We start from the raw sequence: 25,911 nt of genomic DNA, 5'->3' as shown, positions 1-25,911 counted from the left end.
AGATTTGACGAACCACTAGTAAAAAGGGCATCATTTGATGCCCTTTTTCTGCGCTGAAAAAAGAGTTGGGTGTTTTGACATCAATTTTAGCTCTTAGCAAAGAATTAAACGGTCTTTTTGACTAAAATGACTGTTAGATGTGTTGTTTTGCAACGCAAAGGAATGTGCCCTGCAACAGCGGGGTTATTGTCGTCTATATTTAAGACTTATCACAGGTTGGTTTTATGAAAGCAAACGCTGAAACTCCTGATAGCTCAGGTGCAGCAGATACAATGAAGTGGGTAGTCGCTTTTGTACTGTTGGCTGCTGCTGTTGTGGGTAATTACCTGTATGGTGAATTGTCTGTTGTAATTCGCGCTGCAGGTGTAGTTGTGCTGATTGCTGCCGCACTAGGCGTTGCAGCAACAACAACTAAAGGTAAAGCTGCGATCGATTTTGCAAAAGAATCTCGTATGGAGATTCGTAAAGTTGTTTGGCCTACTCGCCAAGAAACTATGCAAACTACATTGATCGTTTTAGCTGTATGTATTGTTATGTCTCTAGTGCTTTGGGGAATTGACGGCATTATGGTCCGTTTAGTTTCTCTAGCGACTGGGGTGTAGAGGGTTCTGATTCATGAGTGAAGCTCCAAAAAAACGTTGGTATGTAGTTCAAGCCTTTTCTGGCTATGAAGGTCGTGTATCTCAATCGTTACGCGAACATATTAAAATGCACGACATGGAAGAATTCTTTGGTGACGTTTTAGTACCTACTGAAGAAGTAGTGGAAATGCGTGCAGGTCAACGCCGTAAAAGCGAACGTAAGTTCTTCCCTGGCTACGTATTAGTGCAAATGATCATGAATGATGAATCATGGCACTTAGTACGCAGCATTCCTCGTGTTATGGGCTTCATTGGTGGTACCTCTGATCGTCCTGCACCAATCACTGACAAAGAAGCTGATGCTATCTTGAACCGTCTAGAGAAAGCGAGCGAGTCTCCACGTCCTAAGACAATGTTCGAAGCGGGTGAAGTGGTTCGTGTGAACGATGGTCCATTTGCTGACTTTAACGGTACTGTTGAAGAAGTGGATTACGAGAAGAGCCGCATTAAGGTATCTGTATCGATCTTTGGTCGTGCAACACCTGTTGAGCTTGAATTCGGTCAGGTTGAAAAACTAGACTAAGACTCGGTTAGTTTGAGTAAGCTGTTGATAACTATTTAACAAGCTGTTCAAAATGAAAGAGTATAAAAAATCACCTTTTTAGGGTTGTTAAAGGCGCGAATTATGATTATAATTTCGCGCCTTTTTACTTCTTAGGAAGTGAAAAGTAATTTATGAAATTAAGGGGAGCTCGCCTAAAGGCTAGCGCATGTACCCAAATATTTAGGAAATATCATGGCTAAGAAAGTTGAAGCTTATATCAAACTGCAAGTTGCAGCTGGTATGGCAAACCCAAGTCCACCGGTTGGTCCTGCTCTAGGTCAACACGGCGTGAACATCATGGAATTCTGTAAAGCGTTCAACGCAAAAACAGAATCTGTTGAGAAAGGTCTACCTACTCCAGTAGTTATTACTGTATACAACGACCGTTCTTTCACGTTCGTAACTAAGACTCCACCTGCTGCTGTTCTTCTTAAGAAAGCTGCTGGCGTTAAGTCTGGTTCTGGTCGTCCAAACACTGAAAAAGTGGGCACAGTAACTGACGCTCAAGTACAGGAAATCGCAGAAACTAAAGCTGCTGATATGACTGGTGCTGACATCGAAGCAATGAAGCGTTCTATTGCTGGTACTGCTCGTTCAATGGGCCTAGTGGTAGAGGGATAAGATCATGGCAAAACTTACTAAGCGTATGCGCGTAATCCGCGACAAAGTTGAAGTAACTAAAGAATACGAAATCAACGAAGCTATTGCTCTTCTTAAAGAACTAGCAACTGCTAAATTCGTTGAGTCTGTAGATGTTGCTGTTAACCTAGGCATCGATGCTCGTAAATCTGACCAAAACGTACGTGGCGCAACTGTGCTACCTCACGGTACTGGCCGTGAAATCCGCGTTGCTGTGTTCACTCAAGGTGCAAACGCAGAAGCAGCTAAAGAAGCTGGCGCAGATATCGTTGGTATGGAAGATCTTGCTGAGCAAGTGAAAAAAGGCGTAATGGACTTTGACGTTGTTGTTGCTTCTCCAGATGCAATGCGCGTTGTTGGTCAACTAGGTACAATCCTAGGTCCACGCGGTCTAATGCCAAACCCTAAAGTTGGTACTGTAACTCCTAACGTTGCTGAAGCAGTTAAAAATGCTAAAGCTGGTCAGGTTCGTTACCGTAACGACAAGAACGGCATCATCCACACTACTATCGGTAAAGCAACTTTCGAAGCTAACCAGCTTCAAGAGAACCTAGAAGCACTTCTAGTTGCTCTTAAGAAAGCTAAGCCTTCTTCAGCGAAAGGTACTTTCCTGAAGAAAGTAAGCATCTCTACTACGATGGGTGCTGGTGTTGCTGTTGATCAAGCTAGTCTTGACACACAAGCAAACTAATTTGCTTAGGCGCAGATTTAGTGTATACTTCTGCGCCTAATATTTGTGGTTGGGTGATTTTTGAAGCAATTCATAATCGTCTATCCCAAGACCGTAGGCGCTGTCGATTTTCTTTAGATTATTGATGGCTTAATAAAACCTACGTAGGCGATGTTGTGGTTTGAAGTGAATTTATTCATTTTTAAATAACATCGTAAACGCTCAATACATTTTGTATTGAGTGCTGTAATCACAACCAGAGGTTAATCCAAATGGCTTTAAATCTTCAAGACAAAAAAGCAATTGTTGCTGAAGTCAACGAAGCTGCCAGTGGTGCACTTTCTGCAGTTGTAGCTGATTCTCGTGGCGTTGAAGTTGGCGCAATGACTTCTCTACGTAAACAAGCTCGCGAAGCGGGTGTTTACATGAAAGTTGTTCGTAACACACTAGCACGCCGTGCGGTTCAGGGTACAGACTACGAGTGTCTAGTAGACACTTTCACTGGTCCAACTCTGATCGCATTCTCTAATGAGCACCCTGGTGCTGCTGCGCGTCTTTTCAAAGACTTCGCTAAAGAGAATAAAGATTTCGAGATCAAAGCTGCTGCATTTGAAGGCGCAGTTACTGATGCTGAAGTACTAGCGACACTACCAACTTACGACGAAGCTATCGCACGCCTAATGATGTGCATGAAAGAAGCTTCTGCTGGCAAGCTGGTTCGTACTATCGCTGCTGTTCGCGACCAAAAAGAAGAAGCTGCGGCATAAGCCTTGCTTTTCACTGGTTGCTATTTAAACTTATTGTTGACTTAAAAGAGAATTGTTATGTCTATTACTAACGAGCAAATCCTAGACGCAGTTGCAGAAATGTCTGTAATGCAAGTTGTTGAGCTTATCGAAGCTATGGAAGAAAAATTCGGTGTTACTGCTGCTGCTGCAGTTGTAGCTGGTGGTGCTTCTGCTGAAGCTGCTGCTGAGCAAACTGAATTCGACGTTATCCTTACTGGCGCTGGCGCAAACAAAGTACAAGTTATCAAAGCTGTACGTGGCGCAACTGGCCTAGGTCTTAAAGAAGCTAAAGGTCTTGTAGACTCAGCTCCTGCAGCGCTTAAAGAAGGCGTTGACAAAGCTGAAGCTGAAGCTCTTAAAGCACAGCTAGAAGAAGTTGGCGCTTCTGTTGAAATCAAGTAATTATTACTTAATTTCCTAGCCGCAAGGCTATTGGCTGGTGGTTTATTAACCACCGGCCTTTTTGCGCTGTAGGGCTATGATGAATTTCCCGCTGTTTAAGCGTCATAGTCTGAGCAAAAAAACGGTTATTTCTTCGAAATAATTGTTAACCACAATAAACAGCTGTTAGTCACTGTCCCACTCTAATGAGCGTTTGGACAGTTTGGGTCACTTATCAGCGAGCTGAGGAACCCCATGGTTTACTCTTATACCGAGAAAAAGCGCATCCGTAAGGATTTTGGTACTCGTCCACAAGTTTTGGACATTCCATACCTGTTATCGATCCAGCTTGATTCTTTCGATAAATTCATCGAACAGGATCCAGAAGGTCAATACGGTCTTGAGGCTGCTTTTCGTTCTGTATTTCCAATTCAGAGCTACAACGGCAATTCTGAGCTGCAATACGTTAGCTACCGTCTTGGTGAGCCAGTATTTGATGTTAAAGAATGTCAAATTCGTGGTGTAACTTACTCAAAGCCACTACGCGTTAAACTGCGCCTAGTTATCTTTGATAGAGATGCGCCTGCAGGTACTGTAAAAGACATTAAAGAACAAGAAGTCTACATGGGCGAAATTCCGCTTATGACAGACAATGGTACTTTCGTAATTAATGGTACCGAGAGGGTTATCGTATCCCAGCTGCACCGAAGCCCAGGCGTGTTCTTCGACAGTGATAAGGGTAAGACCCACTCATCTGGTAAAGTTCTTTATAACGCACGTGTAATTCCTTACCGTGGCTCATGGTTAGACTTTGAGTTCGATCCTAAGGATAACTTATTCGTACGTATCGACCGTCGTCGTAAGCTACCAGCATCGATTATCCTTCGTGCACTTGGTAAATCGACAGAAGAGATCCTAGATCTGTTCTTCGACAAAGTGAACTTCGAAGTGAAAGACCAAACTCTACTTATGGAGTTGGTTCCTGATCGTCTACGTGGTGAAACTGCGTCATTCGACATCGAATCAAATGGTAAGACTTACGTTGAGACTGGTCGTCGTGTAACTGCTCGCCATATCCGTCAGCTTGAAAAAGATGGCGTTGAGCACATCGAAGTACCTGTAGAGTACATCGTTGAAAAGATTGCTGCGAAAGATTACATCAACGAAGCAACTGGCGAGATCATCGTTGGCGCGAACCAAGAGATCAGCCTAGAGGCACTTGCTAACTTATCTCAAGCAGGTCACAAATCTCTAGAAACTCTGTTCACGAATGACCTAGACCATGGTCCATTCATGTCAGACACTCTACGTGCAGATAGCACAGTAGATCGCATCTCTGCATTGGTAGAAATCTACCGCATGATGCGTCCTGGCGAGCCACCAACAAAAGAAGCTGCAGAATCATTATTCGAAAGCCTATTCTTCTCTGAAGATCGTTACGACCTATCAACTGTAGGCCGTATGAAATTCAACAGCTCTATTGAGCGTGAAGAAGAAGAAGAGCGCGGTACTCTGGATGAATCAGACATCATTGAAGTGATGAAGAAACTGATTGGCATCCGTAACGGTAAAGGCGAAGTGGACGATATCGACCACCTTGGCAACCGTCGTATCCGTTCTGTAGGTGAAATGGCAGAAAACCAATTCCGTGTTGGTCTAGTTCGTGTAGAACGTGCCGTTAAAGAACGTCTAAGCCTTGGTGACCTTGATGCAATCATGCCTCAAGACCTTATCAACGCTAAGCCGATCTCTGCTGCAGTTAAAGAATTCTTTGGCTCTTCACAGCTTTCACAGTTTATGGACCAAAACAACCCATTGTCAGAAGTTACGCACAAACGTCGTATCTCTGCTTTAGGTCCAGGCGGTCTAACTCGTGAACGCGCAGGCTTTGAAGTACGTGACGTTCACGTAACTCACTACGGTCGTCTATGTCCGATCGAAACGCCTGAAGGTCCAAACATCGGTCTGATTAACTCGCTATCTGCGTTTGCGCGTTGTAACGATTACGGTTTCCTAGAAACTCCGTACCGTCGCGTTGTAGATGGTGTAGTAACAGAAGAAGTTGATTACCTGTCTGCAATCCAGGAAGGTCAATTCGTTATCGCACAGGCAAACACGGTTCTTACTGAAGAAGCGACGTTTGCTGATGAGCTAATCACTGCTCGTCAAAAAGGTGAATCTGGTCTTCACCCACGCGATCACGTTGACTACATGGACGTTGCGACAAACCAAGTAGTATCTATCGCTGCTTCGCTTATCCCGTTCCTAGAACACGATGATGCGAACCGTGCATTGATGGGTGCGAACATGCAACGTCAAGCTGTACCAACACTTAGAGCTGATAAGCCTCTAGTAGGTACTGGTATTGAACGTAACATCGCAGTTGACTCTGGTGTTACAGCGGTTGCTAAACGTGGTGGTCAAGTTCAGTCTGTTGACGCTTCTCGTATCGTAGTTAAGGTTAACGAAGATGAATTGGTACCTGGCGAAGCTGGTATCGATATCTACAACCTAACTAAGTACACGCGTTCGAACCAAAACACATGTATTAACCAACGTCCAACTGTACTTCCTGGTGAACCAGTTGCACGCGGCGATGTTCTAGCTGATGGTCCTTCAACTGACCTTGGTGAACTTGCTCTTGGCCAAAACATGCGTATCGCGTTCATGCCTTGGAATGGTTACAACTTCGAAGACTCGATCTTAGTATCTGAGCGCGTAGTTCAAGAAGACCGCTTCACGACAATCCACATCCAAGAACTATCTTGTGTGGCTCGTGATACTAAGCTGGGCTCTGAAGAGATCACAGCTGATATTCCAAACGTAGGTGAGTCTGCTCTGTCTAAACTAGACGAGTCAGGTATCGTTTACATTGGTGCTGAAGTTAAGGGTGGCGACATCCTAGTTGGTAAAGTGACACCTAAAGGTGAAACTCAACTGACTCCTGAAGAGAAGCTACTACGTGCTATCTTCGGTGAGAAAGCATCTGATGTTAAAGATACTTCTCTACGTGTACCAAACTCTGTTTCGGGTACTATCATCGATGTACAAGTCTTCACTCGCGATGGCGTAGAGAAAGACAAACGTGCACTTGAAATCGAACAGATGCAGCTTAAAGAAGCTAAGAAAGACCTTACTGAAGAGTTCCAAATTCTTGAGGGTGGTCTTCTTAACCGCGTTAAAGCTGTACTTCTGTCTGGTGGTTACTCTGAAGCTAAGCTTGATACGATCGGTCGTAAGCAATGGCTAGAGCAAGTTCTAGAAGACGATGCGCTACAAACACAGCTTGAGCAACTTGCTGAGCAGTGGGATGAGCTAAAAGCAGACTTCGATAAGAAGTTTGAAACTAAGCGTCGTAAAATCACTCAAGGTGATGATCTAGCGCCTGGCGTTCTTAAGATTGTTAAAGTTTACCTAGCGGTTAAACGTCGTATCCAGCCTGGCGATAAGATGGCCGGTCGTCACGGTAACAAAGGTGTAATCTCTAAGATTAACCCTGTTGAAGACATGCCATACGATGAAAAAGGTCAGCCTGTAGACATCGTACTTAACCCACTGGGTGTACCATCGCGTATGAACATCGGTCAAATCCTAGAAGTACACTTAGGTTTGGCTGCTAAAGGTATCGGTGACAAGATCAACCAAATGGTTAAGGAACAACAAGAACTGCATAAGTTCCGTGAGTTCCTACAGAAGGTTTATGATCTTGGTGATACTCGTCAGAAAGTTGATATTGCTGAACTGTCTGATGATCAAGTTCGTACACTGATCAAGAACCTACGTGGCGGTCTACCGATTGCTACTCCTGTGTTCGACGGTGCTTCAGAAGCGTTAATCAAAGAACTACTTAAACTGGGTGATCTGCCAGAATCTGGTCAGCTTAAACTGTTTGATGGTCGTACTGGTGATTCGTTTGAGCGTCCTGTAACTGTTGGTTACATGTACATGCTGAAACTGAACCACTTGGTTGATGACAAGATGCATGCTCGTTCAACTGGTTCTTACAGCCTAGTAACTCAGCAACCACTTGGTGGTAAAGCTCAGTTCGGTGGTCAGCGTTTCGGTGAGATGGAAGTATGGGCACTAGAAGCATACGGTGCTGCATATACTCTACAAGAAATGCTAACAGTTAAGTCAGATGACGTTAACGGCCGTACTAAGATGTATAAGAACATCGTAGATGGTAACCATAGCATGGAACCTGGCATGCCAGAGTCGTTCAACGTACTGTTGAAAGAGATTCGCTCGCTAGGTATCAACATCGAGCTAGAAGACGAAGAGTAATCCCTCTTTTTTAAAAGAAGATTGGATTACTTGGTAAAGGGGGCTCACTTTAGTCGGTGAGCTCCTTTAACTCCTTACAGGAGCTGAACGTGAAAGACTTATTAAACTTTCTAAAAGCACAGCATAAGACCGAAGAATTTGATGCAATCAAAATCGGTCTATCTTCACCAGACACGATCCGTTCGTGGTCTTTTGGTGAAGTTAAAAAGCCAGAAACAATTAACTATCGTACGTTCAAACCTGAACGTGATGGTCTGTTCTGTGCTCGTATTTTTGGTCCAGTTAAAGATTACGAATGTCTTTGTGGCAAATACAAGCGCCTGAAGCACCGTGGTGTTATCTGTGAGAAGTGTGGCGTTGAAGTTACACAGACTAAAGTTCGTCGTGACCGTATGGGCCACATCGAGCTAGCTTCACCAGTTGCTCACATCTGGTTCCTAAAATCACTACCGTCTCGTATCGGTCTACTAATGGATATCCCTCTGCGTGATATCGAACGTGTTCTTTACTTCGAAATGTACGTAGTAACTGAACCGGGTATGACTGATCTAGAAAAATCTCAGATGCTTACTGAAGAAGAGTATCTGGATCGTCTAGAAGAGTGGGGTGACGAATTCACTGCTAAGATGGGTGCTGAAGCGATCAAAGATCTGCTTTCAACAATGGACCTTCATCAAGAAGTGGAAGAAATGCGCGAAGAGTTAGAAACAACTAACTCAGAAACTAAGCGTAAGAAAGTTACTAAGCGTTTGAAGCTAGTTGAAGCATTCATCTCTTCAGGCAACAAGCCTGAGTGGATGATCTTAACTGTACTTCCAGTGCTACCGCCAGATCTACGTCCTCTAGTTCCACTAGATGGCGGTCGTTTTGCGACTTCAGATCTGAACGACCTTTACCGTCGTGTGATCAACCGTAACAACCGTTTGAAGCGTCTTCTAGAGCTAGCTGCTCCGGACATCATCGTACGTAACGAAAAGCGTATGCTGCAAGAGTCTGTTGATGCACTTCTAGATAACGGTCGTCGCGGTCGTGCGATCACTGGCTCTAACAAGCGTCCTCTGAAATCTCTTGCTGATATGATCAAGGGTAAACAAGGTCGTTTCCGTCAGAACCTTCTAGGTAAACGTGTAGACTACTCTGGCCGTTCTGTAATCACAGTTGGTCCATACCTTCGTCTACACCAGTGTGGTCTTCCTAAGAAGATGGCACTTGAGCTATTTAAACCATTCATCTACAGCAAGTTAGAAACTCGTGGCATGGCTACGACAATCAAAGCTGCTAAGAAAATGGTAGAGCGCGAAGAAGCGATCGTTTGGGATATCCTAGACGAAGTTATCCGCGAACACCCAGTACTGCTTAACCGTGCACCTACACTTCACCGTCTAGGTATCCAAGCGTTTGAACCAGTACTAATCGAAGGTAAAGCGATTCAGCTTCACCCACTAGTTTGTGCGGCATACAACGCCGACTTCGATGGTGACCAAATGGCTGTACACGTGCCTCTAACTTTAGAAGCACAGCTAGAAGCTCGTACCCTAATGATGTCGACGAATAACATTCTGTCGCCAGCATCAGGTGATCCGATCATCGTTCCTTCTCAGGATGTTGTATTGGGTCTTTACTACATGACACGTGACAAGATCAACGTGAAAGGTGAAGGTATGTACCTTGCTGGCCCTGAAGAGGCTGAAAAGGCATACCGTACTAAGACTGCTGAGCTACACGCTCGCGTTAAAGTACGTATCACTGAAACTGTAGTAGACGAAGACGGCAACAGCACAACGAACACTGGCCTAGTTGATACGACTGTAGGTCGTGCAATGCTTTGGCAGATCGTTCCTAGAGGCCTTCCGTACAGCATCGTTAACCAAAAGTTAGGTAAGAAGCAGATCTCTACTCTTCTTAACGAGTGTTACCGTAAGCTTGGTCTAAAAGACACAGTAGTCTTTGCTGACCAAATCATGTACGCAGGTTTTGCATACGCAGCACTTTCAGGTGTTTCTGTTGGTATCGACGATATGGTTGTTCCAGCGGCTAAGTACACTGAAATTTCTGATGCAGAAGAAGAAGTTCGCGAAATCCAAGAGCAATTCCAATCTGGTCTTGTTACTGCGGGTGAGCGTTACAACAAAGTTATCGATATCTGGGCGTCTACGAACGACCGTGTTGCGAAAGCAATGATGGATAACCTTTCTTCTGAAACAGTTATTAACCGTGACGGCGAAGAAGAACAGCAAGAATCGTTCAACAGCATCTACATGATGGCCGATTCAGGCGCACGTGGTTCTGCAGCTCAGATTCGTCAGCTGGCAGGTATGCGTGGTCTGATGGCGCGTCCAGATGGTTCTATCATCGAAACGCCGATCACTGCGAACTTTAAAGAAGGTCTAAACGTCCTTCAGTACTTTATCTCAACGCACGGTGCTCGTAAGGGTCTTGCGGATACAGCACTGAAAACAGCTAACTCGGGTTACCTAACTCGTCGTCTAGTAGACGTAGCACAAGACGTTGTAGTACACGAACATGACTGTGGCACGCATGAAGGTATCGACATGATGCCTCACATCGAAGGTGGTGACGTTAAAGTTGCACTTTCTGAGCTTGCTCTTGGTCGTGTAGTTGCTGAAGATGTTCTTAAGCCTGGTACTGAAGATGTACTGATTCCACGTAATACTCTGATTGATGAGAAGTGGTGTCAAATCATGGAAGACAACTCTGTAGATAGCATGAAAGTGCGCTCAGTTGTTACCTGTGATGCAGACTTCGGTTGTTGTGCACAGTGTTACGGTCGTGACCTAGCACGTGGCCACCTAGTGAACCAAGGTGAAGCAGTTGGTGTTATCGCTGCACAATCTATCGGTGAACCGGGTACACAGCTTACAATGCGTACGTTCCACATCGGTGGTGCGGCATCTACTGCAGCAGCAGAGAACAGCATCCAAGCTAAGACAACTGGTACTGTGAAACTTCACAATGCTAAGTTTGTAGTTAACAAAGATAAGAAACTGGTTATCACTTCTCGTGCATCTGAGATGACGATTATTGATGAATTCGGCCGTACGAAAGAGAAGCACAAACTTCCTTACGGTTCGATGCTAACCAAAGGCGACAACGCAGCAGTTACTGCTGGTGAAGTTGTAGCTAACTGGGAAGCGCATACCATGCCAATCATCACTGAAGTGGCAGGTCGTATCCAATTCGTAGATATGATCGATGGTATTACAGTTTCTCGTCAAACTGACGATCTAACTGGTCTTTCTTCAAGTGAAGTAACAGACGCAGCAGCTCGCCCAGCAGCAGGTAAAGATATGCGTCCAGCTATCAAACTTGTTGATGAGCAAGGTAACGATGTAATGATCCCTGGTACTGATATGCCAGCTCACTACTTCCTACCTGGCAAAGCGATTGTAAACATCGAAGATGGCGCTGAAGTTGGCATTGGTGACACACTATCTCGTATCCCTCAAAAATCGAGCGGAAACAAAGATATCACCGGTGGTCTACCACGCGTAGCTGACCTATTCGAAGCTCGTAAGCCTAAAGAGCCTGCGATCCTTGCTGAGCACACAGGTACTGTGTCGTTTGGTAAAGAAACGAAAGGTAAGCGTCGTCTAGTAATCACTCGTGAAGGCGGTGACGCTTACGAAGAGATGATTCCTAAGCACCGTCAATTGAACGTGTTCGAAGGTGAGAAGATTGAACGTGGTGATGTAATCGCCGACGGTCCTGAAACTCCACACGATATCCTGCGCCTACGTGGTATCCACGCAGTAACTCAGTACATCGCGAACGAAGTTCAAGAAGTTTACCGCTTACAAGGCGTAAAGATTAACGATAAGCACATCGAGACTATCGTTCGTCAAATGCTACGTAAGTGTACAATCACTCATTCTGGTGACTCTCCGTTCCTACCTGGCGAACAAGTTGAGTACCACAATGTCAAGATTGCTAACCGTAAGCTAGAAGCTGAAGGTAAAGAACTAGTACGTTTCGAACGTGATCTACTAGGTATTACTAAAGCATCTCTTGCAACTGAGTCATTCATCTCAGCTGCATCGTTCCAAGAAACGACTCGCGTACTAACAGAAGCTGCGGTTTCTGGTAAGCGTGATGACCTTCGCGGTCTGAAAGAGAACGTAATTGTTGGTCGTCTGATCCCAGCTGGTACTGGTTTCGCATACCACCAAGAGCGTCAAAAGCAACGTGAAGAAGAGCAAGAAGGTCCTTCAGCTGAACAAGCTACTGACAATCTAGCAGCACTTCTAAACGCTGGTTTCTCTTCAGAAGAGTAAGCTCTACGAGTAGTCTCTAAGAGATAAGAAAAAAGGCACCTTCGGGTGCCTTTTTTGTATCTGTCGTTTGGCTTAAATTGGATTCATCTTGCAGGGGGGCAAGCTTGTCTCTTTGGTACAAGTTCCAAGTGAGTTATGTGTTTCATGTCTGGAATGGGGTTAATTACGTTGCTGTCTCTACGGATTTATATAGAGAATCGTAAGCTAGATGCGTAAGTTGCTGATATGCGGGAATGTGCGCGGATAGATAGCAATAGGAGAGTATCAATGGGTTGCAGGCTATCAAGCTCTAGGCTTCTGGAGATAGATGATGTTCATGATTCATAGACAAAACAAAAAGCTTGCACAGAGGCAAGCTTACAAGATAGTTAGCCAACTATGCTCCTGGCGGAACCGCTAGGCTATCGGCAATTTGCTGTATCAGTTGATCTTCAACCTCAAACCTCGCCTCAATAATCTCACCAATCAAAGATAAATCACTGTCAAAGCTCTCTAATGCATCGCTGGCTTTGATGGCGGCGTACTTATCGGTAAAGTTAAGTAGTGGCTCTGTGGTAAGGACGATATGACCATAAGATTGGTTAATTTCGTCTGTTGCTTTGAAGCCTGTAGACTGCCACTTGTCCATCACCATGTCATAGATTTTGAAATGACCTTCGGAGATGTAATCAACAAGATGTTGGCTGAATTTTTGGAGCGCTTCTGGAGAAGGCAGTTCGGTAATTGCCGTTGCTTTCGACGATGAAGGCTGTAGAGCGGCAAGCTTACAATACTCAACGATTAGAGACTGTCGAGTTTCGAGCCAATGATCGATGACCTCATTAGAGCCACCCCATTGTTCTTGTATTTGTTTGAATTTATTTAGCATGACCATGTCCTCATGATCTGATCACAACCTTGTGATCATGGTAATTGCCTAAGCAAGGTCCGTTTATTGGTAACTACTAAAAGTAATAGCTTGAAATATTCTCTGCTACAACTCTAGTATGAAATTAGATTGCCAGTAAAATGAACGAACTGCAAGCAATGAGGCATAGGGATGTTAAAAAAAAGTGATACAAAAATGACAGAGCAAGCTTACTGGTGCGTCGTTTCTGGTAGTGATATTTGGGTTAATAATGATCAGTTTCCTTATGGCTCGGCTGATGAGTTAGGGCTCAGTGTTGAACACGCTATCTGTATTGGTCAGCATCAAGGTCGTCAGGTCTATTGGCTCAACGACTGCGATGTCGAGAGTGAACTGACCATGGTCAACCTACGTGAGTTATTGCACTGGTCTGAATCGAGCTTTCTTATGGCAAGTAAGGCTATCCAGTACGGGCACATGACTCAAAGTATGCGTTTTTGTCCACAGTGCGGCGGTCGCAATCACCTGAATCACAATCAGGTTGCGATGCAGTGCGGAGACTGTCGAACTCTTCATTACCCTCGTATCTTTCCGTGCATCATTGTCGCTGTGCGAAACGACAACAAGATATTGCTTGCGCAGCACCCAAGGCATAAAACAGGCATGTATACCGTGATAGCGGGCTTCCTAGAGGTTGGAGAAACACTAGAGCAGTGTGTGGCGCGAGAAGTCAAAGAAGAAACGGGTATCGATGTGAGTAATATTCGTTACTTTGGTAGCCAGCCATGGGCGTTTCCATCGAGTATGATGATGGCCTTTCTTGCTGACTATGCTGGTGGAACGCTCAAACCAGATTACAGTGAACTGTCGGATGCCCAATGGTTTGACGTAACAAGCCTGCCGGATGTCGCTCCAGTTGGAACCATTGCGAGACAATTGATTGAGAAAACAGTCGATGACGTGATGAAAGATACAGTGACGGAGCAGGCGCTCGAGCACTAATTGGCCTGTGATGGTATTTGGCCTATGGGTGGTCAAAAGCTAAAAAAAACCCTCCACAAGTGGAGGGGGTAAGTAAGATGTCGTTATGAGATGCTGAGTAGTGACTACTCAGATGTTATAATTGTAATTTTCGCTAGCGGACAAATTTTTAACATGCGCCTGCAATTGGGTGCAAATTAAGCATTGATTTAAAAGTTAATAACTTGATCTAGGTTGCAAAGCACACAGCTTTTACCCCTCAATCAGTGTTAGAATACTTGCCATCAAAACTAGACAAGATTGAATTGGAATTGAACGGAATGACCGAATTAAAAAATGATCGCTATTTACGCGCACTTTTAAAGCAGCCTGTTGATTGCACTCCTGTATGGATGATGCGCCAAGCGGGTCGCTATCTTCCTGAATACAAAGCAACGCGTGCAGAAGCAGGCGATTTCATGTCTTTGTGCAAGAACGCGGAACTAGCATCAGAAGTAACACTTCAGCCTTTGCGTCGTTTCCCTCTTGATGCGGCAATCTTGTTCTCTGACATCCTAACTATCCCAGATGCGATGGGTTTAGGTTTGTACTTCGAAACAGGTGAAGGCCCTAAATTTGAGCGTCCGATTACTTGTAAAGCTGACGTAGAGAAAATTGGCCTACCTGATCCAGAAGGTGAACTTCAATACGTAATGAACGCTGTTCGTCAGATCCGTAAAGACCTGAAAGGCGAAGTACCACTGATTGGTTTCTCTGGTAGCCCTTGGACATTGGCGACTTACATGGTTGAAGGCAGTAGCTCGAAGGCGTTTACTAAAATCAAGAAGATGATGTATGCAGAACCACAAACGCTGCACTTACTTCTCGATAAGCTTGCTGACACTGTTATTGAATACCTGAACGCGCAAATTAAAGCGGGTGCACAATCGGTAATGGTATTCGACACATGGGGTGGTGTACTTACTCCGCGTGACTACAACCTGTTCTCACTGCAGTACATGCACAAAATTGTCGATGGCCTAATCCGTGAAAACGAAGGTCGCCGTGTACCGGTTACTCTGTTCACTAAGAACGGTGGCATGTGGCTAGAATCTATCGCAGCGACTGGCTGTGATGCAGTTGGCCTAGACTGGACAATCAATATTGCTGATGCAAAAGCACGTATTGGCGATAAAGTGGCTCTACAAGGCAACATGGACCCATCAGTACTTTACGCGCAACCTGAGCGTATTCGTGAAGAAGTCGGCACTATCCTTGAAGGTTTTGGTGACGGCGGTACTGGCCACGTATTTAACCTTGGCCATGGTATTCACCTAGATGTGCCACCAGAAAATGCTGGTGTATTTGTGGACGCAGTTCACGACCTATCTAAGCCATACCACAAGTAATTCAGTATGTGTTTTTAGAAAAAGCGCTGTCGAGAAATCGGCAGCGCTTTTTATTATCTTTTTATCCGCACCCAATATCGGCTTAATCATCGTTGATGTGCAGCTAATTAGGTATTTGGATCATGGTAGGCCAAATGCTCTGATACGTGCTTCCTGATATAGGGAATGACTTCACTTTCGAACCATGGGTTTTTCTTGAGCCAGATATTATTACGTGGTGAAGGGTGGGGAAGTGGCAAAAATTCTGGAGCCCAAGCCTGCCAGTTACGCACCGTTTCAGTGAGTGTGCTGGTGGCTTTATCTTTTAGATAATAGTTTTGCGCATACTGACCAATCAGCAAGGTCATTTGGATGCTGGGCAGTGATTGCAGCACTTTTTGGTGCCATAGCGCGGCGCACTCTTTTCGTGGCGGTAGATCGCCACTTTTGCCCTTCCCTGGATAACAAAAGCCCATCGGGACAATCGCGACTTTTTGTTCGTCATAAAACGTATCGCTATCCATTCCTAGCCATTCTCTTAATCGCTCGCCACTGGTATCATTCCAAGGGATAGATGATTCATGAACCTTGATACCGGGCGCTTGGCCTATGATTAACAAGCGCGCGTTTGGGTGTGCCTGAATTACTGGATTTGCACCGTGTGATAAATGAGGCTCACAAGCGGTGCATTGTCGTATCTCGGTGAGCAGTGACGAGAACATCAGTAGCCTTTATCAAAATCAATGGTGTGATTAAGTGTAAAACCATCTCGCCATTGTTGGTAATTATTGGCGAAGATCTCCACGACCTGTCTTGGCTCACTTAGAGCCGCAATGTGTGGTGTGATGGTGACTTGCGGTAATTTCCAAAACGGGTGTTCTTGGGTGAGAGGTTCGCATTCAAAGACATCCAAGAAAGCGTGTTCAACCCATTTATTCTTAATCGCAAGCAGTAACGCTTTATTGTCTACGCCTTCTCCTCGACCCACATTAAACAGCAATACGTTAGAGCAGTAGCTTAAGGTGGTTTGATTCAGTAGTTGGTAGGTCTCATCCGTTGATGGCAGTGTGTTCACCACAATATCCGCTTGTTTGAGGGCGGCTTCTAATTCATTAATGTGGAAAGTGTCTTTGAAGGTTTCTTGCTTTGATGGGATACCTGTCCGGTTGACCCCAATGGTATGGATACCAAACGCAGAAGCGGCTTTCGCCAAATGGCTGCCAATTGAACCTGTTCCCAAAATCACCATGGTTTTGTCGGTTAGGCTGGTATAAAGCTGCGGCTGCCAGTTTCGTTGTTGTTGTTGTTGGTGGTAATGAGTGAAGTGTCTAAAGTGGCTGATTGTGTAACCCAATACGTATTCGGCAATGGCAGGGCCGAAGATGCCTTTGACGTTGGTCAACGTGTAGTCCTGACGCAAATTCGGTTGGGTTAATTTGTTGATCCCTGCATAGGTACTTTGCACCCAATCCAGATTCTTAAACTCATCAAGACGTTCTGCTATGAGGGGAGGAGAGGCCAAGACGATCTCCGCTAACTCTGGGTTTGTGGTGATTTCTAGGTCAGGTAAATCTCGGTTTACAATCAGTTGCGTGTAAGTATCGTCATGCTCGGTAAGAATATAGAGCTTATTCGTAAAATTGTTCATCGGCTTACCTTTTCCCCCCAGGGTTTATCAAGTACACTTTCGCTGTCTTTTTCTGCAATTATTGAGTGACTATGCTTCAGAATCCATTGCAGGTTCGTCTTGAAAAGTTAGAACCTTGGCAACAAATTACCTTTATGGCGTGTCTATGTGAGCGTATGTATCCTAACTATGCCATGTTTTGTGAGAATACAGAATTTGCGGAAGCTCGAATCTATCGTGATGTTTTGGATAGCATTTGGGAAATCCTAACGGTTAAAACGGCAAAGGTGAACTTTGAGCGTCAACTTGAGAAAGTAGAAGAGCTATTCCCTAGCGGTGATGATTTTGATTTTTATGGTGTTTATCCAGCAATGGACGCATGCCAAGGCTTAGCAACGTTAATACATGGTCTGCTTGATCGTGAACACATGCTTGAATCGGTAATTAAAGTGAGCCAACAGTCGGTGAAGACGGTTGCAGAACTTGAATTCGCTCAAGGTGCTGAAGAAGTCACGAACGAAAACCAGAAAGAAAATGAAGCGGTATGTGAAGAGTGGGACGTTCAATGGGCGATCTTCCGACCACTTCGTGAAACGACAGAGCGCGACCTTGAATTGATTAAAGATCTGCGTCATGAACTGCGTGAAGACCCAGTGAGCAACATTGGTGTTGCGTTATAACGGATGTTGAGTTGTAGCGAATAGAATAAAAAACAAAGGCTCCCTAGGGAGCCTTTGTTGTATCTGACGCTATCAAGTTTCGATTAAGCGTTTTTTTCTTTTGTTTCTTAGCTGTTAGTTCTGAGCTTTGTCTTTTGAGGCATTATCTTTTGATGCGTCGTCATCATCCGCTGATTTTGAATCTGAGGCATCGTTGTCTGCTGGAGTTTCTTTTTCTAGCTCGTCCTCTTCATCGCGGTTTTCGATAACACCGTGTGTCTCTTTCCATTTTTCCCAACGCTGAAACGCAAGTTCTTGCATGTCTGTGGTCTTGTCCGCTTCATCAACGATCTCTTCGCCAACTAAATGCTCAAAGATGTCTTCTAGGGTGATGATGCCCTGAATTGTGCCGTATTCATCAACAACCAAAGACAATTGCAGGCGATTTGCCATCATTTGGTCAAAGGCTTTAGCGAGGCCCATGTTGTTCAATAAAACGTGGATAGGGCGCATGACTTCGCCTAACGCTTTTTCGCCGCAACCCGCTTGTTGTAATCTAAACAGCTCCAGACGGTGAACAAAACCAATGATATTGTCACTTTGTTCGCTGTAGACCAAAGGACGTGAGAACGGCGTGTCTTTGTGTTTTTCAAGGAACACATTGACGCTCATCTCTGCATCTACACGGAATACAACCGGTCGAGGTGTCATGACCTGGGTAACAGGAACGTCTTGAATGCCTAATAAGTTGCTTAGGATTTTTGATTCGCCTTCTGCGAACTCGCCACTCTCTTTTGCCAAAATAGCCATCGCTGATAGCTCGTCACGCATCTTAGGTGCTTGGTGACCACGAGCTAGACGTTTAGTAATTTGCTCTGAGAACCAAACAAATGGCGTTAGGAAGAACACCATCCAACGGAGTACCGTTGACGATGCTGGAGCAAGTTGACGCCAGTAGGTCGCACCAATCGTTTTTGGAACAATCTCAGACAACACCAGAATGCCCAGAGTGAGCACGGCAGAGAAAACACCTAGCCATTGGCTACCAAAAACAACGGCGGCTTGTGCACCTGCGGTTGCCGCACCAATAGTATGTGCGATGGTGTTGAGCGTTAAAATTGACGCGAGCGGGCGATCAATATCTGTTTTCAGTTTGTCTAAAGACGCGGCTGCAGGGTGCCCATTTTGTTTTAGTTGAGCGATGTAGCTCGGACTAATACTCAAAAGTACAGCTTCCAAAACAGAACAAATGAAAGAAACTCCAATAGCAATGGAGACGTAAATAGTTAGCAGCAGCATGTTTGCCCTTAAATTAAATTGTACGCTTTGTCAGCGATTCAAGATGGATTATAGAGAATAAGTAGTGGCTAGGTCATCATTAATTTCACTCTCAGCCCCTTTTAAACAAGGGCTTACTCAATAAAATCAGTAACAAATTGTGAGTTATTACTCATATTATGGCTAAAACTACGGCATTAGAGCTAAAGATCGACGACAAACCTTTGCCAGATAGGGCATTTATGTTTTAGAGTTAATTGAATTCGAAAATACTAAGAAGGGAAACCTAAAATGAACAAGACTCAATTAATCGACTTTATTGCTGAAAAAGCGGACCTTTCGAAAGCACAAGCTAAAGCGGCTCTAGAAGCAACTCTTGGCGGCGTGACTGAGACTCTTAAAGATGGCGATCAAGTACAGCTAATTGGTTTTGGTACTTTTAAAGTAAACCACCGTGCAGCTCGCACTGGTCGTAACCCAAAAACTGGTGATGAGATCCAAATCGCTGCTGCAAATGTTCCAGCATTTGTTGCAGGTAAAGCGCTGAAAGATTCAGTAAAATAATCTAAACTGTACCGAGGTAGTTTTACTCTCACCTCGGTACAGGTTTTATGAAAAAAGCATTTCTTCTCGTTTCACTCTTATCTACATTTCTTCTCGGCTGTTCTTCAACAAGCCCCGGCAAAAACCTAGAGCAATTTGAAACCTATACCGGCGGCCAAGTCATGGGCGACGCGACAAGTTTCTTCTGGGTCACCAACAAGCTAACACAACCACACACTTCTGCTGATTACGTCACAATGGGCGACTATGGTTGGTACAAAACCGATTATGCTTGGTCCGGTGGTGTACTGCGTGAATTTATTCGTGAAGGCGAGCTACGTGACGATTCACAAGCGTTAGCACCTTATCGTGTTCATGTGCGCTTTAATCAGTCTGGCGAGGCCGTGTATCAACAATACCGAATCGGTAGCAAAATCTTGCCACTTCAATCAGAGCAGCTGGATAACTACCAAAAGCAGGCGATTTCGGTTCTCGATATCACAGAGAAGCAAAATGATGAAGGATTAGAGCTTCTTCAGGGCTACTGGAATGGTGAGATTTTTGAGACGTGTTCTGGCGATCAATTCGAGTACTTTGAATTTAACAAGACCTTACCAAGAATCGTTGTCAATCGTCTTGCTTCAGTAGAGAGTTATGGTGCTCTTGTGGGTAAAGTGTCGTCACGTAAAGTGTCGGTTGCTGAGTTATTGGTATTAGCCGATGAAAACCATCAATGTATTCAAAGGCCATCACTTCTCAGTGAGTAGAGAGCTTTTGACCTACGATAGGCCAAACGCTTGGTAAGCGAACATAATGTATTTTAAATATTAAAAAAGGCGCCCTAGGCGCCTTTTTTGATTCCACTAACTGCAATGAGTTAGAGATAGATTGTTCGAGAGAGATTACTGCTCTTGCTCGCGCGCAATCGCACGGTAACCAATGTCATTGCGGTGGAACATACCATTCCAGCTAACTTGCTTAGTTAACGCGTAAGCGCGCTCCTGAGCTTCAGAAACCGTGTTGCCCAGTGCAGTTGCACATAGCACGCGGCCGCCGTTTGTAACAACGTCGCCAGCTTCGTTATTTGTGGTACCTGCATGGAAAACCTTTTGGCCTTCAACTTCGCTTGTCGGCAGTGAAATAACGTCACCTTTTGCGTAATCAGCAGGGTAACCGCCAGCCGCAAGAACAACACCGATAGAAGCGCGTGGATCCCACTTAGATTCTGCTTCGTCGAGTTTCTCGTCGATAGCCATTAGGCAAAGCTCAACAAGGTCTGACTCCATACGCATCATGATAGGTTGCGTTTCTGGATCGCCGAAGCGGCAGTTGTATTCGATAACTTTAGGTGTGCCGTCAGCATCGATCATTAGGCCAGCGTAAAGGAAACCAGTGTAAGGTGCGCCTTCTGCATCCATACCACGTACCGTTGGGTAGATAACTTCCTCAAGGATGCGGTTATGAATTTCTGGAGTTACCACTGGAGCTGGGGAGTAAGCACCCATACCGCCAGTATTAGGGCCAGTGTCTTTGTCGCCAACACGTTTGTGGTCTTGGCTGGTGGCCATAGGAAGAACGCTAGAACCGTCAACCATAACGATGAAGCTTGCTTCTTCGCCTTCAAGGAACTCTTCGATAACCACGCGGCTGCCTGCTTCGCCAAATGCGTTGCCTGCTAGCATGTCTTTGATTGCGTCTTCTGCTTCTTCAAGGGTCATCGCAACGATAACGCCTTTACCTGCAGCAAGGCCGTCAGCTTTTACTACGATTGGAGCACCTTGCTCGCGAACGTAAGCGATAGCTGGCTCAATCTCAGTGAAGTTTGAGTAGTAACCTGTTGGGATCTCATGACGAGCTAGGAAGTCTTTGGTGAATGCTTTAGAGCCTTCAAGCTGTGCTGCCGCTTGAGTTGGGCCAAAGATTGGTAGGCCGACTTCGCGGAATGCATCAACCACACCAATAACCAATGGTGCTTCAGGACCAACGATAGTCAGTTCGATTTTTTTCTCTTGAGCAAACGCCACTAAACCTGCGATGTCTTCAACACCGATGTTTACGTTCTCAAGTTTAGGCTCAAGCGCAGTACCTGCGTTACCTGGAGCAATGAATACTGTTTCAACGTTTGGGTTTTGTGCCGCTTTCCAGCCAAGTGCATGCTCACGACCGCCTGCACCGATAATCAATACATTCATGTTTTAAAATCCTTATAGCTGCTTCAGAGCCTTTATTTCTGTGTCAAACATGCTTACTTATGGTCATAAGCTCCGCGTGTTTTCCTTGAACTAAAGTCACTGACTTGCTCTACGTATTTCAAATATCGGAATATTCAAAAAAACAAAATTATAAGTCTTGCTCAAAGTAGCTGGTGATGTGGCTAGCCAGCAATTGAGCCCATCCCCGGGAGCATAGCCAGCTATGTGACCGGGGTGGGCGAAAGCAGCTAACGACGCCACAGTGCCAAATACGAAGAGGAAATTAGTGGCGGAAGTGACGCATGCCCGTAAAGATCATCGCCATGCCGTGTTCGTCTGCTGCTGCGATAACTTCGTCATCACGCATAGAGCCGCCCGGCTGGATAACACACTTGATGCCAGCTTCTGCTGCCGCGTCGATACCGTCACGGAATGGGAAGAATGCATCTGATGCCATCACGCAACCTTCAACCTGTAGACCTTCGTCTGCCGCTTTGATGCCTGCGATTTTCGCAGAGTAAACGCGGCTCATTTGGCCAGCGCCCACACCAACCGTCATGTCACCTTTCGAGTAAACGATAGCGTTAGACTTAACGTACTTCGCTACTTTCCAGCAGAATAGAGCATCTTTTAGCTCTTCAGCCGTTGGTTGACGCTTAGAAACTACTTTTAGGTCGTCTTCAGAAACCATGCCTTGGTCGCGGTCTTGAACTAGCAAACCACCGTTAACGCGTTTCACGTCAAAACCAGTTGTCTTAGTTGTCCACTCACCACACTCAAGCAGACGAAGATTTTTCTTAGCCGCTACGATTGCTACTGCTTCAGCAGAAACAGATGGTGCAATGATAACTTCAACGAATTGACGCTCAGTGATAGCCGTTGCTGTTGCAGCGTCTAGTTCACGGTTGAATGCGATGATGCCGCCAAATGCAGACGTTGGGTCTGTTTTGAATGCGCGGTCGTAAGCTTCTAGGATGTCTTCACCTAGTGCAACACCACATGGGTTAGCGTGCTTAACAATTACACATGCTGGCTGGTCGAACTCTTTCACACATTCAAGCGCTGCATCAGTGTCAGCGATGTTGTTGTAAGAAAGCGCCTTGCCTTGGATTTGGCGAGCCGTAGAAACTGATGCTTCTTCAGGGTTTGCTTCAACGTAGAAAGCTGCTGCTTGGTGGCTGTTCTCACCGTAGCGCATGTCTTGCTTCTTCTCGAACTGTTGGTTGAACGTGCGAGGGAATTTAGACTCTTCGTCGCCTTCTTTGTTCTCGCCGTAGCTAGGAACCATAGTGCCGAAGTAGTTAGCGATCATGCCGTCGTAAGAAGCCGTGTGTTCGAATGCTGCGATAGCGAGGTCGAAGCGAGTCTCTAGTGTTAGAGATTTCTCGTTCGCGTCCATTTCAGCCACAACGCGCTCGTAGTCGTGTGCGTTTACAACGATCGTTACGTCTTTGTGGTTTTTAGCAGCAGAGCGAACCATTGTTGGGCCACCGATGTCGATGTTCTCAACAGCGTCAGCAAGGGTACAACCTTCTTTAGCAACGGTTTCTGCGAATGGGTATAGGTTTACAACAACCATATCGATAGGGTTGATACCGTGAGTTTCCATCACGCCATCATCTTGACCACGACGGCCTAGAACACCACCATGAACTTTCGGGTGCAGAGTCTTAACACGGCCATCCATCATTTCTGGGAAGCCAGTGTAGTCAGATACTTCTGTTACAGAGATGCCTTTTTCAGCAAGCAGGCGAGCAGTGCCACCAGTAGATAAGATATCTACACCACGGTTAGCAAGAGCTTGTGCAAATTCAACGATACCAGTTTTGTCTGATACGCTGATGAGAGCGCGGCGAATTGGACGAGCGTTATTCATGCTTCCATTTCCTCAAATTCATGGGGTTAAAATAAAGATATTTGCCAAAAAAGAACTTGTTTCTATCTTCTCAGCGTGGAGTATCTTAGATACCAGTAAGAGATAAAATATTGGCCAGTTTTGGTAAAGACCTTTTGGGTGTTCTTATAATCAAGCTATAAGATAACCAACTCCAAATTTGATGGCGCAGATTCTAACTAATTTATTACAAAAAAGCTCGCGCAATCGTTTGGCATCTCAAAATTAATTATGAAAAGTGCCATTTCAGCCTGAAAAGTAACAACAAGGTAAATAGTGGAATGGATGAAAGAATAGGAAAAAACATGTTTCAGATTGGTGAATTGGCGAAAAGATGCGGTGTGACAGCCGATACCTTGCGTTTTTATGAGAAGAATAACCTGATTGCACCAGCCAGTCGCAGTGAGTCGGGTTATCGTCTGTATGATGAAAATAACCAAAAGCAGGTGACGTTTATTCTCAAATCTAAAGAGTTAGGGCTGAGTTTAGATGAAATCAAAGAATTGTTAGAGATTCGTCTTGAAGCGACTCAACACAGTTGCGCTGAAGTGAAGTCGATTACTTCTTCTAAGTTAGAGATGATTGATGAAAAGATAACGGAGCTTACTAAGATTCGAACGGCCCTCAAAAAGATTAATGATGCTTGTTGTGGCCACATAGATGACGATGCGAGCCATTGTTCGATTCTGGCTGCCTTGGACTCAGCAAACCTTGAGAAGGGACGTTGTTGTAGCTAACCAGGCCGATAGCAGCTGATTTGCATTCGTTAGGTATGTTGCTTTGTTGTCTTACAGCGTTATTACCTATTGTCTTACTACCTGGTTACTCAGCGAGGCAGTCTTGTTCAGCGACATAATCAATAAGCCAAAAAAAAAGCCAAACTCAATAAATGAGCTTGGCTTTCAATTCAATTAATTACGAAAGAACGATTAGTTCATGCCGTATTTTTTAAGTTTCTTGCGAAGAGTACCGCGGTTAATACCCATCATGGTTGCTGCGCGAGTTTGGTTACCGCGAGTGTACTGCATGATAGTGTCTAGTAGTGGCTGTTCAACTTCAGCTAATACTAATTCGTATAACTCGCTGACTTCTTGACCGTTTAATTGAGCAAGGTAATTTTTCAATGATGCTTTAACTGAGTCACGTAGAGGCTTCTGCGTGATTTGGTCTTGTGATGTAACTGTAGTTACTGTCAATGCTTCTGAAGTCAGATTTTGTTCGAACATATTCGGTCTAGCTCTTCTCGTAATTATGGTGCAACGTTATCAAAAAAACCTTCTAGCGCTTCAAGCTGCAGATCACCTGCTTCGAATGCGTTGAAGGTACGGCGAAACTCACTCGCTTGTTCATGTTCTTTTAGGTACCAACCCACATGCTTACGAGCAATACGGGGGCCTAAAAACTCGCCATAAAATTCATGTAGAGCGTTAACATGGCCAAGCATGATGTCTTTCACTTCCGAAGTCGGGAGCGGGTCCATCGTGGTGCCGTTTTCCAAATAGTGTAGGATTTCGTTAAAAATCCAAGGGCGTCCTTGGGCAGGTCGACCTATCATTAAAGCATCAGCGCCAGTGTACTCCAGCACAAACTTAGCTTTTTCCGGGCTATCGATATCACCGTTAGCGATAACCGGAATAGATACTGCTTGTTTTGCTGCTTTAATGTGTTTGTATTCTGCCTCACCTTTGTACATACAAGCGCGGGTTCTCCCGTGAAGGGCAAGAGCTTGTATGCCGCAGTCTTCGGCTATTTTAGCGATTTGGACACAGTTTCTATTGTCTGTATCCCAGCCTGTGCGCGTTTTCAACGTTACTGGAACGTCGACAGCATTTACCACAGCCTTCAGAATATCTTCAATGAGTTCTGGATGCTGAAGTAGGGCTGAGCCCGCAAGCTTCTTATTCACTTTTTTGGCTGGACAACCCATATTGATATCGATGATTTGCGCACCGTTAGCAACATTGAATTGAGCAGCCTCGGCCATAAGCTGTGGATCTGCACCAGCGATTTGTACTGAACGAATGCCCGATTCGCCTTCATGTACCATACGCTGCTGAGACTTTGACGTTTTCCAAACTTTCGGATTGGAGGACATCATTTCACTGACTGCCATCCCCGCACCGTAACGAAGACACAACTCACGGAATGGTCTATCCGTTACGCCAGCCATAGGAGCGACGATTAGATTGTTCTTAAGTTGATAATTTCCGATTTTCAAAAAATGTCATCACAGTTCTGTACCAGCAAGGGCGCGCATTTTACGCATTTTTTCGCTGCGTGAAAA

22 protein-coding genes are annotated in these 25,911 nt (G+C 45.0%); 14 read left to right on the top strand and 8 right to left on the bottom strand.

Going from position 1 to position 25,911, the window contains the following annotated elements; genetic code table 11:
• The first annotated feature begins 224 nt into the window (after window positions 1-224).
• The 8 genes from secE (at window position 225) to rpoC (ending at window position 12,239) form a co-directional block, all read left to right on the top strand.
• On the top strand, window positions 225-602 hold the full coding sequence (gene secE / locus OW495_RS23810) for a preprotein translocase subunit SecE (protein ID WP_017096511.1): 378 nt from the start codon (window positions 225-227) through the stop codon (window positions 600-602).
• A 13-nt stretch (window positions 603-615) separates the two neighbouring features.
• The gene (gene nusG / locus OW495_RS23805) at window positions 616-1,164 is read left to right on the top strand and encodes a transcription termination/antitermination protein NusG (RefSeq protein WP_012605006.1); all 549 of its coding nucleotides are present in this window, start codon (window positions 616-618) and stop codon (window positions 1,162-1,164) included.
• A gap of 213 nt (window positions 1,165-1,377) precedes the next feature.
• Complete coding sequence (rplK, locus tag OW495_RS23800) at window positions 1,378-1,806, top strand: 50S ribosomal protein L11 (RefSeq protein WP_010435555.1); 429 nt, start codon at window positions 1,378-1,380, stop codon at window positions 1,804-1,806.
• A 4-nt stretch (window positions 1,807-1,810) separates the two neighbouring features.
• Window positions 1,811-2,515 carry a 50S ribosomal protein L1 gene (gene rplA / locus OW495_RS23795; RefSeq protein ID WP_017104577.1) on the top strand — a complete coding sequence of 235 codons (705 nt, stop codon included), beginning with the start codon at window positions 1,811-1,813 and terminating at the stop codon, window positions 2,513-2,515.
• Between the two features lie 251 nt (window positions 2,516-2,766).
• On the top strand, window positions 2,767-3,261 hold the full coding sequence (gene rplJ, locus OW495_RS23790) for a 50S ribosomal protein L10 (RefSeq protein WP_010435550.1): 495 nt from the start codon (window positions 2,767-2,769) through the stop codon (window positions 3,259-3,261).
• Window positions 3,262-3,318: 57 nt separating this feature from the next.
• Window positions 3,319-3,684, top strand: a complete 366-nt coding sequence (gene rplL, locus OW495_RS23785; protein WP_004729770.1) for a 50S ribosomal protein L7/L12 — start codon at window positions 3,319-3,321, stop codon at window positions 3,682-3,684.
• Between the two features lie 234 nt (window positions 3,685-3,918).
• On the top strand, window positions 3,919-7,947 hold the full coding sequence (gene rpoB, locus OW495_RS23780) for a DNA-directed RNA polymerase subunit beta (protein WP_017104578.1): 4,029 nt from the start codon (window positions 3,919-3,921) through the stop codon (window positions 7,945-7,947).
• Window positions 7,948-8,036: 89 nt separating this feature from the next.
• Entirely contained in the window at window positions 8,037-12,239 is a 4,203-nt protein-coding gene (gene rpoC, locus OW495_RS23775; protein ID WP_029223217.1) for a DNA-directed RNA polymerase subunit beta', read from the top strand.
• 376 nt (window positions 12,240-12,615) lie between these two features.
• Here rpoC and OW495_RS23770 read toward each other — a convergent pair whose 3' ends face one another.
• Window positions 12,616-13,113, bottom strand: coding sequence for an Rsd/AlgQ family anti-sigma factor (locus OW495_RS23770; protein WP_017104580.1), 498 nt, complete (start codon window positions 13,111-13,113; stop codon window positions 12,616-12,618).
• 165 nt (window positions 13,114-13,278) lie between these two features.
• Between OW495_RS23770 and nudC the strand changes: the two genes are divergently transcribed.
• Window positions 13,279-14,088, top strand: coding sequence for an NAD(+) diphosphatase (nudC, locus tag OW495_RS23765; RefSeq protein WP_102279269.1), 810 nt, complete (start codon window positions 13,279-13,281; stop codon window positions 14,086-14,088).
• A gap of 299 nt (window positions 14,089-14,387) precedes the next feature.
• Complete coding sequence (gene hemE / locus OW495_RS23760; protein WP_029223216.1) at window positions 14,388-15,455, top strand: uroporphyrinogen decarboxylase; 1,068 nt, start codon at window positions 14,388-14,390, stop codon at window positions 15,453-15,455.
• 107 nt (window positions 15,456-15,562) lie between these two features.
• Here the strand turns inward: hemE and OW495_RS23755 are convergent, their stop codons facing one another.
• A complete protein-coding gene (locus OW495_RS23755; protein WP_102514317.1) occupies window positions 15,563-16,156 on the bottom strand; it encodes a uracil-DNA glycosylase family protein in 594 nt (197 codons plus the stop codon).
• Window positions 16,156-17,082, bottom strand: coding sequence for a D-2-hydroxyacid dehydrogenase (locus OW495_RS23750; RefSeq protein ID WP_102514316.1), 927 nt, complete (start codon window positions 17,080-17,082; stop codon window positions 16,156-16,158). Before OW495_RS23750 ends, OW495_RS23755 begins: the two co-directional genes overlap by 1 nt.
• A gap of 71 nt (window positions 17,083-17,153) precedes the next feature.
• Here OW495_RS23750 and OW495_RS23745 point away from each other — a divergent pair, with 71 nt between their 5' ends.
• The gene (locus OW495_RS23745) at window positions 17,154-17,741 is read left to right on the top strand and encodes a DUF416 family protein (RefSeq protein WP_029223215.1); all 588 of its coding nucleotides are present in this window, start codon (window positions 17,154-17,156) and stop codon (window positions 17,739-17,741) included.
• Window positions 17,742-17,855: 114 nt separating this feature from the next.
• Here the strand turns inward: OW495_RS23745 and OW495_RS23740 are convergent, their stop codons facing one another.
• Entirely contained in the window at window positions 17,856-19,019 is a 1,164-nt protein-coding gene (locus OW495_RS23740; protein ID WP_017108608.1) for a hemolysin family protein, read from the bottom strand.
• A 270-nt stretch (window positions 19,020-19,289) separates the two neighbouring features.
• On the opposite strand from OW495_RS23740, the gene hupA reads away from it, so the two are divergent.
• Both hupA and OW495_RS23730 read left to right on the top strand, forming a co-directional pair.
• On the top strand, window positions 19,290-19,562 hold the full coding sequence (hupA, locus tag OW495_RS23735) for a nucleoid-associated protein HU-alpha (protein WP_017108607.1): 273 nt from the start codon (window positions 19,290-19,292) through the stop codon (window positions 19,560-19,562).
• Window positions 19,563-19,609: 47 nt separating this feature from the next.
• The gene (locus OW495_RS23730; RefSeq protein WP_017108606.1) at window positions 19,610-20,308 is read left to right on the top strand and encodes a DUF1481 domain-containing protein; all 699 of its coding nucleotides are present in this window, start codon (window positions 19,610-19,612) and stop codon (window positions 20,306-20,308) included.
• Between the two features lie 135 nt (window positions 20,309-20,443).
• On the opposite strand, the gene purD is transcribed toward OW495_RS23730, so the two are convergent.
• Window positions 20,444-21,733, bottom strand: a complete 1,290-nt coding sequence (gene purD, locus OW495_RS23725; RefSeq protein ID WP_017108605.1) for a phosphoribosylamine--glycine ligase — start codon at window positions 21,731-21,733, stop codon at window positions 20,444-20,446.
• Between the two features lie 283 nt (window positions 21,734-22,016).
• On the bottom strand, window positions 22,017-23,609 hold the full coding sequence (gene purH, locus OW495_RS23720; protein WP_102514499.1) for a bifunctional phosphoribosylaminoimidazolecarboxamide formyltransferase/IMP cyclohydrolase: 1,593 nt from the start codon (window positions 23,607-23,609) through the stop codon (window positions 22,017-22,019).
• 323 nt (window positions 23,610-23,932) lie between these two features.
• Here purH and zntR point away from each other — a divergent pair, with 323 nt between their 5' ends.
• Complete coding sequence (zntR, locus tag OW495_RS23715) at window positions 23,933-24,364, top strand: Zn(2+)-responsive transcriptional regulator (protein WP_029223214.1); 432 nt, start codon at window positions 23,933-23,935, stop codon at window positions 24,362-24,364.
• Window positions 24,365-24,556: 192 nt separating this feature from the next.
• Here zntR and fis read toward each other — a convergent pair whose 3' ends face one another.
• Window positions 24,557-24,853, bottom strand: a complete 297-nt coding sequence (gene fis, locus OW495_RS23710) for a DNA-binding transcriptional regulator Fis (protein WP_004729744.1) — start codon at window positions 24,851-24,853, stop codon at window positions 24,557-24,559.
• A gap of 23 nt (window positions 24,854-24,876) precedes the next feature.
• Window positions 24,877-25,845: a tRNA dihydrouridine synthase DusB gene (gene dusB / locus OW495_RS23705; protein ID WP_017104592.1), complete on the bottom strand. Its 969-nt coding sequence runs from the start codon at window positions 25,843-25,845 to the stop codon at window positions 24,877-24,879.
• Window positions 25,846-25,911 lie beyond the last annotated feature (66 nt).

This window comes from Vibrio sp. 14N.309.X.WAT.E.F5 (assembly GCF_030397615.1).
GTDB classification, from domain to species: Bacteria; Pseudomonadota; Gammaproteobacteria; order Enterobacterales; family Vibrionaceae; genus Vibrio; species Vibrio lentus.
This window is presented reverse-complemented; position numbering and strand designations above follow the sequence as displayed.

What these genes read in the sequence shown, in the direction of transcription:
- secE (WP_017096511.1), top strand. Translation starts at nt 225, where the DNA reads ATGAAAGCAAACGCTGAAACTCCTGATAGCTCAGGTGCAGCAGATACA.
- nusG (WP_012605006.1), top strand. Translation starts at nt 616, where the DNA reads ATGAGTGAAGCTCCAAAAAAACGTTGGTATGTAGTTCAAGCCTTTTCT.
- rplK (WP_010435555.1), top strand. Translation starts at nt 1,378, where the DNA reads ATGGCTAAGAAAGTTGAAGCTTATATCAAACTGCAAGTTGCAGCTGGT.
- rplA (WP_017104577.1), top strand. Translation starts at nt 1,811, where the DNA reads ATGGCAAAACTTACTAAGCGTATGCGCGTAATCCGCGACAAAGTTGAA.
- rplJ (WP_010435550.1), top strand. Translation starts at nt 2,767, where the DNA reads ATGGCTTTAAATCTTCAAGACAAAAAAGCAATTGTTGCTGAAGTCAAC.
- rplL (WP_004729770.1), top strand. Translation starts at nt 3,319, where the DNA reads ATGTCTATTACTAACGAGCAAATCCTAGACGCAGTTGCAGAAATGTCT.
- rpoB (WP_017104578.1), top strand. Translation starts at nt 3,919, where the DNA reads ATGGTTTACTCTTATACCGAGAAAAAGCGCATCCGTAAGGATTTTGGT.
- OW495_RS23770 (WP_017104580.1), bottom strand. Translation starts at nt 13,113, where the DNA reads ATGGTCATGCTAAATAAATTCAAACAAATACAAGAACAATGGGGTGGC.
- nudC (WP_102279269.1), top strand. Translation starts at nt 13,279, where the DNA reads ATGTTAAAAAAAAGTGATACAAAAATGACAGAGCAAGCTTACTGGTGC.
- hemE (WP_029223216.1), top strand. Translation starts at nt 14,388, where the DNA reads ATGACCGAATTAAAAAATGATCGCTATTTACGCGCACTTTTAAAGCAG.
- OW495_RS23755 (WP_102514317.1), bottom strand. Translation starts at nt 16,156, where the DNA reads ATGTTCTCGTCACTGCTCACCGAGATACGACAATGCACCGCTTGTGAG.
- OW495_RS23750 (WP_102514316.1), bottom strand. Translation starts at nt 17,082, where the DNA reads ATGAACAATTTTACGAATAAGCTCTATATTCTTACCGAGCATGACGAT.
- OW495_RS23745 (WP_029223215.1), top strand. Translation starts at nt 17,154, where the DNA reads ATGCTTCAGAATCCATTGCAGGTTCGTCTTGAAAAGTTAGAACCTTGG.
- OW495_RS23740 (WP_017108608.1), bottom strand. Translation starts at nt 19,019, where the DNA reads ATGCTGCTGCTAACTATTTACGTCTCCATTGCTATTGGAGTTTCTTTC.
- hupA (WP_017108607.1), top strand. Translation starts at nt 19,290, where the DNA reads ATGAACAAGACTCAATTAATCGACTTTATTGCTGAAAAAGCGGACCTT.
- OW495_RS23730 (WP_017108606.1), top strand. Translation starts at nt 19,610, where the DNA reads ATGAAAAAAGCATTTCTTCTCGTTTCACTCTTATCTACATTTCTTCTC.
- purD (WP_017108605.1), bottom strand. Translation starts at nt 21,733, where the DNA reads ATGAATGTATTGATTATCGGTGCAGGCGGTCGTGAGCATGCACTTGGC.
- purH (WP_102514499.1), bottom strand. Translation starts at nt 23,609, where the DNA reads ATGAATAACGCTCGTCCAATTCGCCGCGCTCTCATCAGCGTATCAGAC.
- zntR (WP_029223214.1), top strand. Translation starts at nt 23,933, where the DNA reads ATGTTTCAGATTGGTGAATTGGCGAAAAGATGCGGTGTGACAGCCGAT.
- fis (WP_004729744.1), bottom strand. Translation starts at nt 24,853, where the DNA reads ATGTTCGAACAAAATCTGACTTCAGAAGCATTGACAGTAACTACAGTT.